The sequence below is a fragment of the Adlercreutzia mucosicola DSM 19490 genome (assembly GCF_000422625.1).
Lineage (GTDB): Bacteria > Actinomycetota > Coriobacteriia > Coriobacteriales > Eggerthellaceae > Adlercreutzia > Adlercreutzia mucosicola.
The window spans coordinates 210,773-228,965 of record NZ_AUGK01000003.1; the positions used below are offsets into that span (position 1 = coordinate 210,773).

Annotated in this window: 12 protein-coding genes; 7 read left to right on the plus strand and 5 right to left on the minus strand. The window is 64.8% G+C overall.

Annotated features, from left to right (window positions below; translation table 11 throughout):
* From G503_RS12985 to G503_RS0100990, 4 genes are all read left to right on the plus strand, one after another.
* Positions 1 to 813 (plus strand): PRC-barrel domain-containing protein, encoded by an 813-nt coding sequence (locus G503_RS12985; protein ID WP_051190796.1) that lies wholly within the window; start codon positions 1 to 3, stop codon positions 811 to 813.
* A gap of 81 nt (positions 814 to 894) precedes the next feature.
* Positions 895 to 1,674 carry a TVP38/TMEM64 family protein gene (locus G503_RS0100980; RefSeq protein WP_051190797.1) on the plus strand — a complete coding sequence of 260 codons (780 nt, stop codon included), beginning with the start codon at positions 895 to 897 and terminating at the stop codon, positions 1,672 to 1,674.
* A gap of 193 nt (positions 1,675 to 1,867) precedes the next feature.
* Complete coding sequence (locus G503_RS0100985; protein WP_028026112.1) at positions 1,868 to 2,815, plus strand: beta/alpha barrel domain-containing protein; 948 nt, start codon at positions 1,868 to 1,870, stop codon at positions 2,813 to 2,815.
* 113 nt (positions 2,816 to 2,928) lie between these two features.
* The gene (locus G503_RS0100990; protein ID WP_028026113.1) at positions 2,929 to 4,230 is read left to right on the plus strand and encodes an amidohydrolase; all 1,302 of its coding nucleotides are present in this window, start codon (positions 2,929 to 2,931) and stop codon (positions 4,228 to 4,230) included.
* Between the two features lie 440 nt (positions 4,231 to 4,670).
* Here G503_RS0100990 and G503_RS15385 read toward each other — a convergent pair whose 3' ends face one another.
* On the minus strand, positions 4,671 to 5,708 hold the full coding sequence (locus tag G503_RS15385; RefSeq protein WP_051190798.1) for a PDDEXK family nuclease: 1,038 nt from the start codon (positions 5,706 to 5,708) through the stop codon (positions 4,671 to 4,673).
* Positions 5,709 to 6,095: 387 nt separating this feature from the next.
* Between G503_RS15385 and G503_RS0101000 the strand changes: the two genes are divergently transcribed.
* Complete coding sequence (locus G503_RS0101000) at positions 6,096 to 8,180, plus strand: elongation factor G (RefSeq protein WP_028026114.1); 2,085 nt, start codon at positions 6,096 to 6,098, stop codon at positions 8,178 to 8,180.
* 508 nt (positions 8,181 to 8,688) lie between these two features.
* On the plus strand, positions 8,689 to 10,989 hold the full coding sequence (locus G503_RS0101005; RefSeq protein ID WP_028026115.1) for an oxidoreductase: 2,301 nt from the start codon (positions 8,689 to 8,691) through the stop codon (positions 10,987 to 10,989).
* A 112-nt stretch (positions 10,990 to 11,101) separates the two neighbouring features.
* Here G503_RS0101005 and G503_RS0101010 read toward each other — a convergent pair whose 3' ends face one another.
* The gene (locus G503_RS0101010; protein ID WP_028026116.1) at positions 11,102 to 12,520 is read right to left on the minus strand and encodes a helix-turn-helix transcriptional regulator; all 1,419 of its coding nucleotides are present in this window, start codon (positions 12,518 to 12,520) and stop codon (positions 11,102 to 11,104) included.
* Positions 12,521 to 12,899: 379 nt separating this feature from the next.
* Between G503_RS0101010 and G503_RS12995 the strand changes: the two genes are divergently transcribed.
* Entirely contained in the window at positions 12,900 to 13,841 is a 942-nt protein-coding gene (locus G503_RS12995; RefSeq protein WP_084636186.1) for an Abi family protein, read from the plus strand.
* A gap of 118 nt (positions 13,842 to 13,959) precedes the next feature.
* On the opposite strand, the gene G503_RS13000 is transcribed toward G503_RS12995, so the two are convergent.
* The 3 genes from G503_RS13000 to G503_RS16180 all read right to left on the minus strand — a co-directional run bounded on the left by G503_RS13000 (position 13,960) and on the right by G503_RS16180 (position 18,093).
* Positions 13,960 to 14,382 carry a TipAS antibiotic-recognition domain-containing protein gene (locus tag G503_RS13000; RefSeq protein ID WP_035021254.1) on the minus strand — a complete coding sequence of 141 codons (423 nt, stop codon included), beginning with the start codon at positions 14,380 to 14,382 and terminating at the stop codon, positions 13,960 to 13,962.
* 328 nt (positions 14,383 to 14,710) lie between these two features.
* The gene (locus G503_RS0101025; protein WP_028026117.1) at positions 14,711 to 16,396 is read right to left on the minus strand and encodes an FAD-binding protein; all 1,686 of its coding nucleotides are present in this window, start codon (positions 16,394 to 16,396) and stop codon (positions 14,711 to 14,713) included.
* Positions 16,397 to 16,614: 218 nt separating this feature from the next.
* Positions 16,615 to 18,093, minus strand: coding sequence for a response regulator transcription factor (locus G503_RS16180; RefSeq protein WP_235715457.1), 1,479 nt, complete (start codon positions 18,091 to 18,093; stop codon positions 16,615 to 16,617).
* Positions 18,094 to 18,193: the final 100 nt, after the last annotated feature.

Here is an 18,193-nt window from a genome sequence, read left to right on the forward strand (position 1 = left end):
ATGGGCGGTAACCTCACCTCGATGTCCGAGCTGGTCGGCAAGCGCGTGTTTGCCGACAAAAGCTCGGCCAAGAAGCCCGAAGCCGTGAGCAAGCTGGGCAAAGTGCGCCACTGTGTGTTTCATCCCAGCCAGCGCCGCTGCGTCGGTTTCATCGTGAAGCGCCCCGATCTGCTGTGGATGTTCCGCCGCAAGGACGTGTTCGTGGCCCTGGGCGGCTATACCATGGTGGATGGCCGCGTGGTCGTGAGTCGTTCTCCCGAGGCTACCGATAAGGGCGCTTGCAAGGCCCTCGGCGTGAACTACGACGACTGCGTGCTGTGGGGCGGCCTGCCGGTGATCGGCGAGGACGGCACCGTGTACGGCTCGGTGGGCGACGTCGCCTTCGACGAGGAAACCGGCGAGGTGGAAACGCTCCAGGTCACCCAGGGTGCCACGGCCAACGCGCTGCTCGGCGTGAGGGAGATTCCCGGGTCGCTCATCCGCGGCTTCAAGCGCGGCATCGGCACGGCTTTGGCCGTGAACGGCGAGACGGGAGAGGAGCCGGTACTCGGCGCCATCCTCGTGGCCGATGAGGTGGCCGATCTGGATGCCGAGGGCGGTCTGGCCGCGAAGGCCGGCGAGGCCACGGCCGTGGTGGCCGAGCGCGCTCGCGAGACGGTGGAGGCCGTGAAACCCGCCGTGTCGGGGGCTACGAAGGCCGCGGGCAAGGCCGTGAACGCCGGCGCCTATGCCACGGGTCGCCAGATCAAGCGAGCCAGCGGTATGTTCGCCGCCTTCAAGGAGGAATACGATAAGGCGCGCAAGGAAGACTAGGCGCCCTTACAATTCCGTCACTAAGATAAAGACTTGCTGAAGAGCGCCCCGCTGGTCGGGGCGCTCCGTTAAACTGGAGCCATGGATACTCACAACAAAACCCCCCACCGTTCGAAGCGCCTTCAGAAGCTGGAGGCCAAGGCCCACCAGGAGAAGTCCGTCGCCGGCCGCGAGATGCCCGCGGCGAACATCTTCAAGTTCGCGGGTCTCATCGCGTTTTTCGTCATCATGATCGTGGTGTGCGTGGCCGTTTGGCCCATGATCCACGAACTGTTCGAGCCCGGCGGGGTGGACCGCGTCACCTCCGACATCCGCGACGCCGGCCCCTGGGGCTTCCTCATTCTGCTGGCCATTCAGTTTTTGCAGATCGTGGTGGCCTTCATTCCCGGCGAGGTGGTGCAGGTGGCCGCCGGCATGATCTACGGCCCCTGGGTGGGCGCGCTTATCATCTGGCTCGGCTGCATCATCTCCAGCTCGTTCATCTTCGTGCTCGTGCACAAGCTGGGCGCGCCGTTCGTGCAGGCCATGGTGCCCGAGAAGTACATGGGCAAGTTCCGCGAATGGGAAACCTCCGAGAAGTTCAACGTCATCGTGTTCATCCTGTTCCTCATCCCGGGGCTGCCGAAGGACGTGTTCACCTACATCACGCCGCTGACGCACATGTCCATGCGCAATTTCGTACTCATCTCGAACTTCGCCCGCATCCCCGGCATCGTGCTGTCCACCTACGCCGCCGCCGGCCTCGTGTCGGGCAACATCGCGGAGTCCATCGTCATCTTCGCGGTGACGGCCCTCATCGCCATTGTGGCGCTGGTGGTGTACAGCCGCATGACCAAAAAACCCGCCAACCCGAAGCAGTAGCCATCCCGCGCTCCCACGGCGGGATGCAGCATCTGGCGCGCGATGCCGCCTCGCCCGATGCGGCCGTCGGCGCCCTGCGCGAGGTGTTTCGCGCGGCGGTCCCCCGTCGCTTTCTTTGTGAAAGAATGGGCGGTCAGGCTTCCTTTCTGTACAATGGTCGGCACGAGCGTTATCAACCCATAGGAGGATTTCCATGCCGAAGATCACCCGCGATCAGGTGCGCGTGCCCGCCGACGTCATGCCGGAGGCCCGTGACGAGTACATCTCTAACTACATGAAGGCCACGCGTGAGACCGGCCGTCTCATGCTGTTCGCTTGCGATCAGAAGATCGAGCACCTGAACAAGGACTTCTACGGCGAGGGTATCGACATCGCCGACCTGGATCCGGAGCATCTGTTCAAGATCGGCTCCGAGGGCGTCTGCGGCGTGCTCGCCGGCCAGCGCGGCCTGGTGGCCCAGTACGCGGCCGACTACCCGGAGATCAACTACCTCGTGAAGATGAACTCCAAGACTAACCTCGTGGGCACCAAGCAGGAGGATCCCTACTCCCCGCAGCTGTACGATCTGGATGCCGTGCTGGCCATGAAGGAGGCCGGCGTGAACGTGGTGGGCCTCGGCTACACCATCTATCTGGGCAGCGAGTACGAGGCCACCATGATGGCCGAGGCCGGCGAGCTCATCGCCCAGGCCCATGCCAACGGTCTTATCGTGGTGCTGTGGATCTACCCCCGCGGCAAGGCTGTCACCGCTGAGAAGGACCCGGACCTCATCGCCGGTGCTGCCGGCGTGGCCCTGTGCCTCGGCGCCGACTTCGTGAAGGTGAACCCGCCGAAGCCCGAGGACGGCACCCCGGCCGCCGAGGCCCTGAAGATCGCCTCCACTGCTGCCGGTCGCTGCGGCCTGGTGTGCGCGGGCGGCTCCACGGTGGACGCCGAGACCTTCCTCACCCAGCTCTACGACCAGATTCACGTGGGCGGTGCCTGCGGCAACGCCACGGGCCGCAACATCCATCAGCGTTCCCTGGACGAGGCTGTGCGCCTGACCAAGGCCATCTCCGCCATCACCCTGGCCGACTGGACGGTGGCCGATGCCCTGGCCGTGTTCAACGGCGAGCGCGACTTCACCCTGGCCGACATCTAGGCCAGCTCCCAGCGCGCAACGGCGCGGTCTGCGGGCCGCACCGTTTCCGGGACCGGAGGTGTGGGCCTCCGGTCCCTTTTTGTAGGTCGTTTGCAGTTCAGAAAGGTTTCGCCATGCTCTTCTCCGATATCGACCTGTTGACCGAGCAGGGAGTTGTGCGCCCGCATCAGTGGGTGGGTGTGCGCGACGGAATGATCGCCTATGTCGGGGATGCGGCTCCGGCCCCTGAGGAGGCCGCTGCCTTCGGCGAGGTGTACGACGGCTGTGGCAAGCTGCTCATGCCGGCGCTGTACAACGCCCATGCCCATTCCCCCATGACCCTGCTGCGCGGTTTCGCCGAGAACCTGCCCCTGCAGCGCTGGCTGGAAGAGAAGTGCTTCCCCTTCGAGGCCAAAATGACCGCCGAGGACTGCTATTGGGGCACCGTGCTCGCCTGCGCCGAGATGGCGCGCTACGGCGTGGTCAGCTTCTCGGACATGTACTACGCTTCGGAGGAGCGCTGCCGCGCGGTGCTGGAGGCGGGCATGAAGGCCAACATGTGCGAGGGGCTGGTAGCCTTTGAGGAGAAGCCCTACGCGGAATACCCCATCTGCGCTCAGATGGAGGCCTTGGTGCGCGACTGGCATGGGGCGGGCGATGGGCGTATCCACATCGACTACAACATTCATTCGGAATACCTGTCCACCGAGCCAGTGTGCCGCGACATTCTGGATATCGTGCGCGGCACCGACCTGCGGCTGCACATCCATCTGTCCGAGACCGAGAAGGAAGTGCGCGAATGCCGCGAGCGCCACGGGGGGCTCTCGCCAGTGGCCTACTTCGATCGGATCGGTATCTTCGACGTGCCGGTGACGGCGGCCCACTGCGTGTGGGTGGATGAGGCCGACCTGGACATTTTGGAGGCGCGCGGCGTGTTCGTGGCCAACAACCCCGCGTCCAACATGAAGCTGGGCAGCGGGTTTGCTCCTATCCCTGAGATGCTGCGGCGGGGCATGAACGTGTGCTTGGGCTCCGATGGCATGGCATCGAACAACAACCACAACCTGTTCCACGACCTGTACCTGCAGGCGCTCATCTACAAGGGTGCGAACTTGGATCCCACGGCGGTGACGCCGCAACAGGCGCTGACGGCGGCCACGCGCGCAGGCGCGCTGTCGCAGGGGCGCGCCGACTGCGGCGTGGTGGCCGAGGGGATGCGCGCTGATTTGTGCGTGCTGGACACGACGGGTCCCCAGTGGTGTCCCGCTCCCGACCCGGTGTACAACATCGTGTATGCCGGCGATGGGTCGGATGTGGTGCTCACGATGTGCGACGGCCAGGTGATCTACCGCGACGGCACGTGGCCCACCATCGACCTGGAGCAGGCCAAGACCGAGTGCGCCGCCCGCACCGCCCGCATCATCGCCGAGCTGTAGGAGCAGGGAGCGCCGGGTGCGCCTCGGCGACGGCCGCCGGGCAGGGACCGCCGGGTGCGCTCCGGCGAGCTGCAAGGCGCCGTTCCGCGCCCGCCGCCGCCCGCGCCTGCCCGCCACTGTCCAGGCCGCGCCCGGCGACGGCCGCCGCCGCCCGCGACCGCCCGCTGCCCCTCCGCAGCGCCTCCCTTCACCCTTCGTGCGCCTCCGTAGGGGCTGGGCTTCAGTCCGCCCGGGCCGCACCCGGCGACGGCCGGTGGGGCGAGCCGGGGCTCTCGCTCGGGAAGTTTTCTGTCGCAAACACCCACTTTGGTTCCCAAGAGGGCAAATGGCAGATTATCTGACCTGGCGTTTTGCATCTCCAGGGAACCAAACTGCTTATTTGCGACATCGTCGTGGGAACCAAAGTGGGCATTTACGCCATTTTTCTTCGAAGGTGTGTCTTAAAACACTGGTTTGGTTCCCTGGGGGGAGTGGGCCATCTCGGGCGACGAGGAAAACGTGCGCTCATCTGGTTCGCTAACGGCGAAGGAGAGCCTGAGGGTTCGCCAGAGCGCTCTTTGGCGTGCGTGGAAGTCTTGCGTGCGGATGCGCAACGGCCTACGCAGCGCCTTGGCAACGACCACGGCGACTTTTGCGAATTCCGAAGGTGCGCTCAGCTGCTGCCGGGTCACGGTGATGACGCGATACCCCATTTCTTCCAGAGTCGTGCGCTTCATGGTGTCAAGGTAGTGCTGGTGCGGGCTGAGATGGAACTCGTCGCTGTCGTACTCGACGGCAATGCGGCGATCTGGCCAGCAGAGATCGGCTACGTAATAGCGTCGTTGAGCGAGGTTCTTGCCGCGAACGGAGATGTCGATACGATAGTTGATGCGAGGTTGCGGCAGTCCGCAGCCGCCCCAGCACGTGGGGAGGGTGAGGGCAAGCGCCAGGGCGGCTTCCCGCGGCGATGCCGTTGCCGGCGGTATCCAGGGAAGGGCGGCGCGGAGAGTTTTGCGGCCGGGGACATCCGCGTACATTCGGGTTGCTTGTTCGAGGTGCTTGATGGTGGCAAGGGGCGCGGATCGTGCCGCGCCGCCGTTCTCTGAGAGAGCGAACGTGCCGCACAGCAAGGCTCCCCCGTAGGCCACCTCGGGAATGGTTCGGCCTCGCGAGAATTCAAGGAGGGCCAGTTCGGGCGACGGGGCATAGACGCCGTGGGCGATGGGGAAGAAAGGGGCGGCACGGAGCGAGCGAGGCGCGACGTGGCACCGGGCCACCTTTTGGCGGCGTTCTCGTTCGGAGAACACGGTGACGTGGTAGGGCGCGGTGAGATGGGGAAAGCACGCGCCGATATGGGCTGTTCCGCTTGCGAGGGGCGCAAGAGCTGCGAGCGTCGACGGGTCGTCGGTTGCGCCGAGCGCGATGGCGTTGGCAGGTCGGCTGAGGACGTGGGCGTAGTACTCCAAGGCGGTGGTGCCGAAAAGGACGAGCTTGCTCATGGGGCCTCCTGGTATAAGAGCGGGCGCCGGGGTGTAGCGTAGCATCGTGGTGTCGTGAACATGTCTCGGGAATGACCGACTGAGCGCCGTGCGGAATTCGCTCGAGAGCCACCAAGCAGCCGCCGGGAAATCGTGCCAGAGTCGCTGGCAAATCGTCGGAAGATCGCTCGCGTCCCGTGGCGGGGGGGCGGGCAAAATATCGTGAGGGTGTGGGTCGTGAGAGCCGTGGGTTTTGCTAAGATGATGCCAACGCGAAAATGCCGTTCGCCGCTCAAAGGCGACCGCTCGCTGTCAGTGTGTCAGTAAGCGATGGGCCTGAGCGGTGCACAGGGAGTGCCCGCGCAAGGGGTGCGGGTGTCCCTCTATCTGGAAGGCAGGTGGTCGCTCATGGCAGCTCCGGCTCCCGAACACGTCAGAAACATCGTCCTTGTGGGGCAAGATGGCGCCGGCAAGACCTCACTGGCCGAGGCCATGCTCTTCGTTTCCGGCAAGACCCCGCGCATGGGCACCACCCATGACGGCAAGTCGTATCTCGATTACGACCCCGAGGAAATCAAGCGCAAGTTCACTATTTCCACCTCCATTGCGCCCATCCCCTACAAGGACTACAAGATCAACGTGCTGGACACCTCCGGCCACCCCGATTTCATCGGCGACACCCTGGCCACCATGCAGGCCGCCGAAATGGCTCTGTTCGTCGTGGATGCCGTGGACGGTCCCCAGGTCATGACCGGGAAGCTGTGGCGCGAGGCCGAGGACATGCGCCTGTCCCGCGCCGTGTACATCAACCACATCGACCGCGAAGGGGCCGATTTCGATACCGCCATGGCCCTGCTGCACGCGCGCTTTGGCGGGCGTTTGGGCGCCGTGACCATTCCCATCGGCCAGGGCCCCGATTTTGCGGGCGTCATCGACATCATCCGCATGAAGGCCCGCTACTTCGAGCCGGGCGGCACCGCCGAGCGCGTAGAAGACGTGGAAAGCCTGCCGGCGAAGTACCAGGAAGAGGCCCGCATCGCCCGCGATAAGCTGTGCGATCTGGTGGCCGAGGCCGACGATGAGCTGATGATGAAGTACCTCGACGGCGAAGAGCAGCTCACTCAAGAGGAGCTGGAGAGCCTGCTCGACAAGGCCATCGCCCAGGAGCTCGTCATTCCCGTGTTCGTAGGAAGCACCATCATCATGCAGGGTGTGCAGGGGCTCATGGAGGACATCTGCACCTACTTCCCGCACCCGCGCAGCCACGGCCGCTTCCAGATGGCCGACGACGTCACCGTGCGCATCGACGAGACGAAGCCTCCCTGTGCCTTTGCCTTCAAAACCGTCTCCGACCCGTTCGTGGGGCGCCTTACTTTCCTGAAGGTCATCTCCGGCTACCTGGAGCCCGGTCTAGAGCTGGTCTGCGGGCGCACGGGCAAGAAGGAGCGCCTGGGCAAGATCCAAGTGATGATGGGCAAAGAGGCCATGGACGTGAAGAGCGCGAAGGCCGGCGACATCGTGGTGGTGCCGAAGCTGAATGACGTGCGCGCCGGCGATACCCTGTCCTGCGAGGGCACCATCGCCATCGAGCCGCTGCCCCTGCCCGAGCCGCTGTACCCGGTGGCCATCGAGGCGGTGTCGAAGAAGGAAGAGGACAAGCTCGGCACCTTCCTCGCCCGCGCCGCCGAGGCCGATCCCACCATCCGCATCACCCGCGACGAGGACACGCACCAGACCATCATCCACGCCATGGGCGAGGCCCAGGTGGACATGCTGCTTGCCCGCCTGCGCGATCAGTCCGGGGTTGAGGCGCGTCTCGTGCCCGTGCGCATTCCCTATCGTGAGACCATCACCAAGGGCGCCGAGGCCCAGGGCCGTCACAAGAAGCAGACCGGCGGCGCCGGCCAGTTCGGCGACTGCTGGCTGCGCCTGGCCCCCATTCCCGGCGAGGGCTACGAGTTCGTGGACGAGATCAAGGGCGGCGCCATCCCCAACGGCCTCATCCCGGCCGTGGACAAGGGCGTGCGCGAGGCCATGGAGGAAGGCTTCCTCGCTGGCTACCCCATGGTGGACATCCGGTGCACCGTGTTCGACGGCTCCTACCATTCCGTGGACTCCAACGAGATGGCCTTCAAGACGGCCGCCCGCATCGGCTTCCGCGCCTGCTGCGAGAAGGCCGACCCCATCATCCTGGAGCCCTGGGCCACCCTGGAGGTGACCGTGGGCGAAGAGTACGCCGGCACCATCATGGGCGACATCTCCACCCGCCGCGGCCGCATCGTGGGCACCGACGCCGGGTTCGCCGCCGGCGAGACCATCATCAAGATGCGCGCCCCCTACGCCGAGGTCATCAACTACACCAAGGACCTGCGGAGTATGACCCGCGGCTCCGGCTCCTACACCCTGGAGCTGGAAGGCTACGAGGCCGCTCCCCACGACGTGACCAAGAAGCTCGTGGAAGCCTACGAAGCCGCCCGCGCCGCCGGAAACTAACCGGCACGAAACGGGCCCGAAAGCCAACGGCCGCACCTCCGGGTGCGGCCGTTTTCGCTGCGAGGAGGAAGCACTGCGAGCTAGCATCAAGGGGGCGGCGCCCCGCTGTTAAGCCAGAATTGACATGCTATATCGTTCCCCCTGTAGGGCGGGGGCTCTGCCCCCGCCGCGACAAGGGCAGAGCCCCCGCCCTACAAGGCCTGTGTCAATTTGGTTTAACAGCAAAATTTGGCCTGGGAAGGTACGTTCCCGGGCTTTTTTGCGCCTCAGTGCGCCAGCGACGCTTCTACCAGGTATTTCTTTCTCTCATGTTCTGCGCATGATATGGCTTCTGGGCCTCAATTTGCAGTTCTCGACGGGATGCGCCCGCGCCGCGCCGGCTCCACAATGGCTCTCGCCGCGAGGCGGGGCGCACCGCTCCGTCCACGGCTCAGGCAAGAGGGGAGGGGCCGACCGCGCCGCAGAGGACGGCCGGCGGCACGCCTCCGCAGAGGGAGAAAGGGATACCATGACCTCTTCACGCACTCCGGGAATTTCACGTCGAAACTTCCTCCTCGGCAGCGGCTTGGCAGCTGCGGCCGCGGCGGGCGCAGGGCTCGTCGGTTGCGCCCCGCAGGCGCCGGCCGCCGCGCCGGGCGCTGACGACCTGGCCGCCACGGGCGAGGGCGCCGCAACCGCCGGCGAGGGCAACGTCTACGTTTCCATCGCCGAACAGCTGAATCCCCAGGACTACGACTACCGCCAGAACTCCGGCGACCTGTCCCAGGTGCTGTCGCCCTGGAAGCTCGGGAACATGGAGTTCTCCAACCGCATCGTGAAGTCCGCGGCCGGTTCCAACTACGAGAACGGCGGCTGGGACGCCTTCGTGGAGTACTACCGGCGCTTGGCGGCCGGCGGCACCGAGATGATCTGGGTGGAGAACTTCGCCCACATCTTCCTGCCCTACAAGAACGCCATCAACGCCAACATCGATGAGTTCACCGACGAGCAGGTGCGCCAGCTCACCGACGCCATCCACGCCGAGGGCGCGAAGTGCGGCACTCAGACCGACATCATGGGCTCGGCCTTCTACAAGGAGGTGTCGGCCCGCGGTGGCCACGACGCCCAGTACTTCACCCTGGAGGAAATCGACTACATGGTGGACTCCTACGTGGCGGCCGCCAAGAAGTTCAAGGCCTGGGGCTTCGATGCCTGGGAGCTGAACTGCGCCGGCAACAACCAGACCCAGTGGTTCTTCTCGAAGTCGCGTAACCACCGCGACGACGAGTACGGCTCCCAGACTTTCGAGAACCGCGTGCGCTTCATCAGTCGCGTCATCGACGCCGTGCACGAGGAGGTGGGCGAGGACTTCCCCATCCAGGTGCTCATGGACGCCATCAACGAGTCCGACCAGCTCATCGGCGAGAACGCCGAGTTCAACACCGTGGAGGACAACATCGAGATCGCGAAGTTGCTCGAGAAGGCCGGCGTGGCCAGCCTGCACATGCGCCTCGGGCCTCAGGAGCAGCACGCCACGCAGTTCCTCGGTGACTTGTACTTCGACACCCGCGGCGGTATCGGCTCCACCAGCTTCGGCGGCCAGTTCGACTTCACCCGCCACTTCCAGGGCAAGCTCGTGGCGAACCACGACGGCTGCGGCCTCATGCTGAACCTGTCGAAGATGTTCAAGGACGCCGTGTCCATTCCCGTGGGCACCGTGACCTACCTCGACCCGGCCCACGCGCCCGACTTCATGAACCAGGCCATCGCCGACGGCATGTGCGACTTCATGATGATGAACCGCCCGCTGACCGTGGATCCGCAGTACGTGAACAAGCTGAAGGAAGGGAAGATCGACGAGATTCGCCCCTGCACCCGCTGCTGCCACTGCTGGAACGACACGGTGAAGGGCGACCCCTACTCCACCGAGGGCTTCGGCGGCTCCTGCTACTGCTGTCGCCTGGATCCCATTCGCGACAACGTGGGCCAGGAAGAGAAGGGCATGCCCGGCTGGTTCGATCCGCCGGCGGGCGAGGGCAGCAAGAACGTCATGGTTGTGGGCGCCGGTCCTGCCGGCATGGAAGCGGCTCGCATCGCTGCCGAGCGCGGCTACACGGTGACGCTCTACGATAAGAAGAGCTCCACGGGCGGCATGCTGAGCTTCGCCGCCGCTATCAAGGGCCCGCACCAGAATCTGGAGGACTACAGCGTCTGGAGCCGCGCCGACTTGGAGCGCAAGGGCGTGAATATCGTGACCGATACCGAGGTGGACGCCGCCTTCATCAAGGAGCAGGCGCCCGACGTGGCCATCCTCGCTTTGGGCGGCGCCCGCGACAGCCTGGGGCTCGAGGGCGACGGCGAGACCAATGTCATCTCCATCGACGACATCGTGAACGCCGCCGACACTATCGGCCAGAACGTCACCATCGTGGGCGGCAACATGCAGGCTACCGACGTGGCGGCCTACCTCATGGAGCAGGGCAAGAACGTGACCATCGTCACGCCGGAGAACGCCAACATGCTGGCGAAGGGCCAGTCCATCTGGTGCAAGCGGTTCGCGCTGCCCATCCTGTACGCCCACGGCATGAAGGTGTGGCAGGAGTCCGAGCTCGTGAGCGCTGCCGGCGGTGTGGCTACGGTGAAGACGGCCACGGGCACCGAGACCCCCTATGCCTGCGACACAGTCATCGAGGCCATGGACATGCTGCCGAACAAGGCCATGTTGGACGAGCTTTCCGGCATCGAGGCCTACGCGGTGGGCGACTGCGACGATCCCTACAACATCGAGTACGCCATCCGCGCCGGCAACTTCTGCGCCCGGGCCATCTAAGTTCCGTCGTTGCTGACGCAACGACGGGAACGCCGATCTTCGGCGCTACTCCCCTCCCTGCGCCGTTTCGGATGGAGGACGCCCCCTGCATTCCCGGGGCGTCCTCTTTTTGTTATCCGGCGAACTTCTCGAAGAGGTCGATGAGATCCTGCTGGGCGTGGACGTCGCACTTGCGGTAGATGTTGGCGATGTGGGTGCCGGCGGTGCCCTTCGAGATGGTCAGCCGTTCGGCTACCACCTTCAGGGTGCGTCCGCGGGCGAGCAGCTCCAGCACCTCGGTCTCGCGCTCGGTGAGGCCGTGAGCGGCGGCGAAGGCGGCGCAGCGCTCGCGGTGGACGGCCCCTTCGGCCCGCTCTTCCTGGGACAGCCGCAGCGATTCCTCGAAGAGGCATACCTGGTCCTCGGGGAGCACCACGAGGGCCACCACCACAAGAGCTACGATGCAGGCCAGGCCGAGGAAGGCCGCGTGATGGGAGGCATAGGGGAGAATGGCCAGGTTCACAAGGCGTCCCGCCAACATGGCCGTGTAGGTGACGAGGGCGTAGAGCCCGAAGTAGCGGGCCGGCCGCGCCGACACTTGGGCGGCGAAGGCGGTGAGCACCCAGGCCACCAGGTTGATGACCTCGAAGCCGGCGCCGACGAGCAGCACCGCCGCCACCCAGAAGGCGCTCGCGCCCCCGTCGGGCAGTGCCAGGATGACGAAGCCGGCTCCGGCGCAGGGGAGGGCCAGGCGGTAGAAGAAGGCCAGGCCGCCGTGCTTCCGCGCGAAGCCGAGAGCTGCCATGAGCAGCCCTGCTGCTGCGATGTGGCTGACGAACAGGGCGACGCTCGACAGGGTGAGGCCGGTGAAGCGGGCGCTCGTGAACACGTCGCAGGTGCGGCACACGATGCCGAGGAGCAGGATGGCCAGCAGCAGGCGCAGGAAACGCCCGGGCACCTTCTCGGGCGCATCGGGCGCGGCGGCGGTCCGGACTTTCGCCGTCGCGGCGGGACTTGGGGTTGCGCTGGGGCTTGCTGCGGGCGCGGCCTTCAGGATGAACGCCGCCGAGAGGGGCAGCGCCACCAGTACGAGGGCCTGCCAGAACGCGGCCAGATGCTCGCCGACGAGCAGGGCGGCGATGGCGATGGCCGAGGCCACGATGGTGGCCAGAGCGATGATGCGGGCGAAGTCGTGCTTGGGGAAGGCGAGGGATGCCAGGCCGTAGAGACAGTGCAGGGCCCCGCAGAGCAGGCCGCACACCCCGCAGCAGGCGAGGATGACGGCGGGGCTCGGGGCGAGGAAGGCGGCCAACACGAGGCATGCCGCAGCGACGAGCAGGGCGTCGGTCGCCGCCGAGAGCGCCTTGAGGTGCCGCTGGGGCACGGCGATGAACGCCACGGCCGAGACCATGCCGCCCGCCAGCACCAGCGCGATGGGCGCGAAGATGCCCGGGCCGCCGAGCGGTTCTGTGCCCGTATAGGTCAGTAAGGCGATGAGCCATCCGTGGAACAGGCCGAAGCCGCCGATAAACCGAATCTCCCGTGTCGTCATGGGAATGCTCCCTCCCCGCAAACCGTTTTGTCGCGCATTCCCCTGTGGTGGCTGCGATCGTCGCTGCCCGCACCTACGGGCACGCTGCCGCCTTCCGCACGGCCGGGCTCCCCTTCCCGCACCGCCGCGGAACGCCCCTCATTATACCCGACTCCATCCGCCCCCGGAAAGAAAGGCTCGTCGGCGCTCTTTAGGCACAATGGTCATCTTGCTTCCTCAAGTCTTCCTGCGCTCTCTTGTTCTGGCCAGGATGCGAAAAATGTCAGTGGGTCACTCTCCTCTGGGTGGTTTCATGCTAAAATGAGCGCCAGCAAACCCGGTCGGCCTCTGCTTTGCATGCACACTACCGGGTGGTTTTTTATTTGGGGGGGTGCGGGGGATGAGATATGACAAGCCGTGGCTTTCGTTGGAAGAACAGGCCGATCTGCTGGCTCAGCGCAGCCTCGAGGGGGATAGGGCCGTTGTTATTGAGCATCTGAGAGACGTTGGCTACTATCGCCTGAGTGGATATTGGCACGTTTTCAAGGACGAAGATGACTCGTTCAGGCCTGGGACAACGTTCGATCGTGTTTGGGGCCTGTATGTCTTCGACAGGCAGTTGCGGCTTACTACTCTTGACGCCATCGAACGGGTTGAAGTATTCATGCGCTCGCGATTGGCATACTATCTTGCCGATAAGACGGGCGTATTCGGCTACCTGGAAAGGCCGGCGCTTCCTCGTCTTAGTCAAGAGGAATACCTTTCCTTTCTCAAGCGGTGCATGGATTGCTATGGTCGATCAAGGGAGCCCTTCGCGGATCATTTCCGCAAAGTGTACGGGGATGAGTGCGGCATGCCGCCGTATTGGGTGATGGTCAACCTCATGGAGATGGGGCTGTTGCTCCGGCTGTACAAGGGTGCTTCCTGCGACATACGAGGTGAGATTGCGTCCGAAGTAGGCGTGACGGCAACGGTGCTCGACTCATGGCTGGTTGCTCTGAATACCGTTCGCAATATATGTGCTCATCACAGCAGGCTCTGGAATCGGCCGTTTGGCACGAGGCCGATGATTCCTCGAGCTAAAAACGATGCGCGATGGCATGAGCCCTACAAAGTGGAAAGCGACCGTATATTTGGCGTGCTCACGATATTGAGCTGCCTTTTGGAGGTGATAGCGCCAGACACATCATGGCGCTGCCGCCTGTTCGCGCAACTCGAAGGGCGAACGGAGATGGACATGCTGTCCATGGGTTTCAGACCCGGTTGGCAGGAATGTCCTTTCTGGAAACCCTGGATGCAAGATGTTGCCTGGGCTGCAGATCGTCAAGCGACGATCCAATAAGACAGAATGCGGAAACGGGCTGGGAAAACATCTTTCCAGCCCGTTTCGTGCGGCGGATTTAACCCTTTACACCATTGCATTTAAACTTTTAACTTTGAAATGGGAAGTTAAACCGTTCTTACGTGTTGGCGGCTTCTACGGCTTGGACGAGGAACTCGGTGGCGCCAACGCCTGCGGCATCGTCGTAGTACTTCGTGAAGCGGGGGTCGGCGAGGTAGCCGTGGGCGAGGGCGAGGTAGGTGGCGGTGTCGAAGCCGGGGCCCCAGTGCACGGTGATCCATTTGCGGTGCATGGCCGCCAACTCGGCCGCCTCGGGGCTTGATGGGTCGTCGGTGGCCCGAGCCAGGCGTAGCTGCACCTTGATGGCCTCTTCCAGCAGCTCTTTGGCGTCCCATTCGTCCCGGGTCAGGTTCATCATGCGCTCGTTGGAGGCGTCGATGGCGTCGTTGCCGTAGCGCTCGCGGGCCTCGGTGCCGTAGGTCTCCTCGAACTGCTGGAGGCCCTCGCGATTCATGGCCTCGAAGCTGTCTTCAGTGGTCATAACTCTCATCCTCGTTCCGTCTGTCGGTTGCCGTCCGCTGTCAGCCGTGCGCTTTTCGCGCTGCGCCTCGCAGTATGCAGCATGACGTAACGGAAAGGTCAAGGCAATCGCCGGCACCCCTCGGTTGCGAAGTCGTTGGGGCCGGCGAGGTTGGGGCTCTTCGCGGGGGTGGGCGACCGGGAGGTCGCCTCTACGAAGGTGTGTGCCGGGCAACACTTTGTCCCGGAACGCGACGCAGGGCCGAGAAGATGTCTTCTCGGCCCTGTGTGGGAGAGGCCCCGGCGGGAGGGAGGAAACGCGCCGGGGCCAGAGAGATGATCGCGGGATGCTAGGCCTCCAGGTACTGGATGATCTCCTTGGCGCCCGTGACGCCCGAGGCGATGGAGAGGCCGCAGGCGGTGCCGGGGATGTCGTAGTAGGGGCGGCAGAAGGCGCTGCCCATGTTGAGACCGCCGATGAACAGGCCGCCGATGGGCTTGTTGTCGGCATCGAGCGCGGTCAGGCGGTCGTTGGTGCGGATGCCGCCGACGGTGGCCCAGTAGGCCGACTGGTACTCGAACAAGTAGTAGCCCTTGCCGTCCTTGATCTCGGTGAGGAACATGGGGTCCTTGCCGAAGTCGGCGTCTTCCTTGCTCTGGCAGAACTCGTTGTAGCGCTTCACGGTCTCTTCCAGGTTCGTCAGGCCGAAGGCCTCGGCGCACTCGGCGATGGTGTCGCCCTTGACGGCCCAGCCCTCGCTCACGGCCGCCTCGAACTGCTCGGGGGCGTGGCTCAGCACGGGGTAGAACATCTCGCGGCCGAAATTCCAGTCGGGCTCGCCCAGGTGCTTGTACACGCCCTCGGCCACGCAGGCGTCGTAGTACTCCCCGTCGACGAGCACGTAGTAGTTGCCGTTGTTCAAGCCCGCCTGGCCGCTGTACACCAGCGGGTCGAAGGCCATGTTCTGCTCGTTCATGAAGCGCTCGCCGGTCTCGTCCACCATGAGGCCGCCGTAGATGGCGAAGCACAGGTTCTCGTTGTTGAGGTTCCAGTCGGCGTCGTACATGGCGCTGCCGTGCTTCTGGTTGGCGCCGCAGATCTCGTTGCTGATGAGCGCGTAGTAGTTCTCGCAGACCGCGCCGGCCGCCTCGGCCATGCGGATGCCGTCGCCGGAATTCGTGGGCGTGCCCATGTTGACGAGCGACACGCCGAGGAAGCGGTCGTGGATCATGTCCTCGTTGGCGCCGAAGCCGCCCGTGGCCAAGAACACCGCCTTGGTGGCGATGGACAGCACCGTGTTGTTGTCGCGGATGGCCTTCACGCCGGCGACGACGCCGTCTTCAAGCACAACCTCGGTGGCCTCGCAGTTGTAGATGAACGAGCCGCCCATGGCCTCGACGGCGCTCACGATGGGCTGGATGCGCTCCTCGCCCACTTCCACGAAGTTGTGCAGGGGCGCCCACTTCAGCGATTCGCCGTACTGCGGGTCGCCGGTGTACTCCACGTAGTTGTAGAAGTGCAGGCCGCAATCGACGAGGCTCTCGAAAGCCTCGGTGCTGTTGGACAGCAGGTTCTTCAGCAGCTTGGTGTTGGCCGAGCCGCGGGCCCATTCCACGTAGTGGTCGTACAGCGCCCGCTCGGTGGCGATGGTGATGCCGCTGGCCTTCTGGTTCGAGGTGTTGCAGGCGGCCGGGCCGGACAGGTTCGCCAGGTTGGACGAGGCGCACGACGGCCCCTTCTCCAGCAGCAGGGGCTTCTTGCCCTCCTTGGCCAGCTTGTAGGCGGCCAGAAGACCGCCGGCGCCGCCGCCCACGACGACGGCATAGGCGCTCGACTCCTCAACAGGCAGGTCGGCGTAGCGCTCCTGCAGGCCCGAGTCGGCTCCCTCTTCTGCTTCGCCCTGGGTGCTCGCAAGCTTGCTCTGGGCAGGGGCGCAAGCGGAGAGGGCGCCGGCCGCAGCCAGGGCAATCGACCCGGCGCCGGCCCATTTGAGCAGTCCTCGGCGGGAAATAGACGGCTGGTTCTCCATGGTCATGTCATCCTCCTCAATTGATGGCGTTTCACGCGCCGCGCCTCCGTTCCCTCGGGCAAGGCGTTGCGGCGGTAAGAGAACGATAGGCCACGCCGGGAGGGCGGAAAACCTGCCTTTGGATTGATTTATGCCGGAAATTTCCCTCGCGGACCTGTCATACCAATGGGTGTATGCGCAGCGATGACCAGGGGTTTTACCCCAACGACGGACGGGGTGCCTCGTTAGTGCTCGGTGGCTTCAAGGCCCTTCGCGCTAAGAACGAGGGAAATGAGCTCCTGACGGGTGTGCACGCCGAGCTTCGCGTAAATGCGGGCCACGTGGGTCTTCGCCGTGCTGCGCTCGATGGAGAGGTACTCGGCGATGAACGGTGCGCTTCTTCCCTCGGCAAGCAGTCCGAGCACCTCTTGCTCCCGGGCCGTCAGCTGCGCTTCGGCGGCCAGGCGGGCGATGGCGTCGACGGTTTCGCACTCGGAAGCGGTCGCGGAGGGAGACGCCGACAAGTCGAGGTTGTGGAAGGTGGCGGAGGCTTCTCCTTCGTCGGTCGCGGGGAGGGCCTCGCCATCGTTCGAGGTTTTGCCCTCGTCGTCGTGCGCGCCCCAGAACAAGTCGTCGAGGCTCTGCTCGTTGAGCAGGTAGAGGCCGCAGAACACCAAAAGGCAGATGATGACGGCATCGGCGAGGCTGGAGGAGAGCATCGCGGGCAGGGAGGGGGCGGCCAGGCTCACCAGGTAGATGAGGGCCGCCGGGCCCGTGAGCAGCAGGTACACGCCGCCCATGATGGTAGAGAACGGAATTTCGGCGTAGGTGGCCAGATCGAGCGCGACGACGATGATGCCCGTCCACACGATAATGCCCAGGGCGGTTTCCACGAACGCCACTGCCTCGGCGCCGAAGCTGCCGGACAGGCGCATGGCACACACGACAGCGGAAATAAGCACGAGGCAGCGGATGAGGGATATGTGGCTCGTATCGTCGTGGGCGATGGCGCTCAGCCACAACAGGGCCAGGGCGGCGAGGTAGGCCCCTCCGGTGAGGCCGGGCCCCAGGGGCATGGCGTTGGCCGAGGCGAGGTGCGCTACAAAGGCCAGCACGATGAGGCCTGCGGCCGGTCGGGCCCGCAAGATGATCTGTCGACGAACATGCACGGAGAGGGCAAAGCGGCCCTCGCCCGTCGCAGGATCGGGATCGAGGTGGGAAGCGGCGAGGGCGACGGCGAGGGCCATGCACACCGATGCGGCGAACAGCGCCGTGGGGGCGTCGAAGGGGAGAACGGAGCCGGTGAAGATGCCTCCCACGGTCGCTGTGACGAACACCTTCCGCATAGCGACATTGGAGAGGGAGAGGAGCGATTTGTACACGAATATCTCGAGAAACGTGCCCGCGATGGCCGTGATGCCGCTCCCCACCGGGGCCCAGGTGGGCACCGCGACGGCGAGGAAGGCGCCGATGAAGATGCCGATGAGGCTCAGGTAGGCGAGATGTTTCGCAGTGAATGATGCCACGAGGCGCGGTCCGGCCGCTATGACGAAGATGCTGGCCATAACGACGAAAAGGGAATGGGGCGAGCGCCCTCCGTCGATTTCGGCATAGAAGCGGAAGAACCATAGGCTGAGCAGGGTGGTACCGATGGCGCACAGGAAGATGGCCGCGAAAAGTCGGGCCGTTTTCCGGGCATTGCTCACTGTAGGACTTCCAACCATGATCTGCCTTTAGGGGTAGACGAAGCGCGGCCCCCTCGTGCGCCGCTGTTGCTGCATGGTACCACAGGATAGCCGTCGAAGGCGCAGCCGGGAAGCTTTC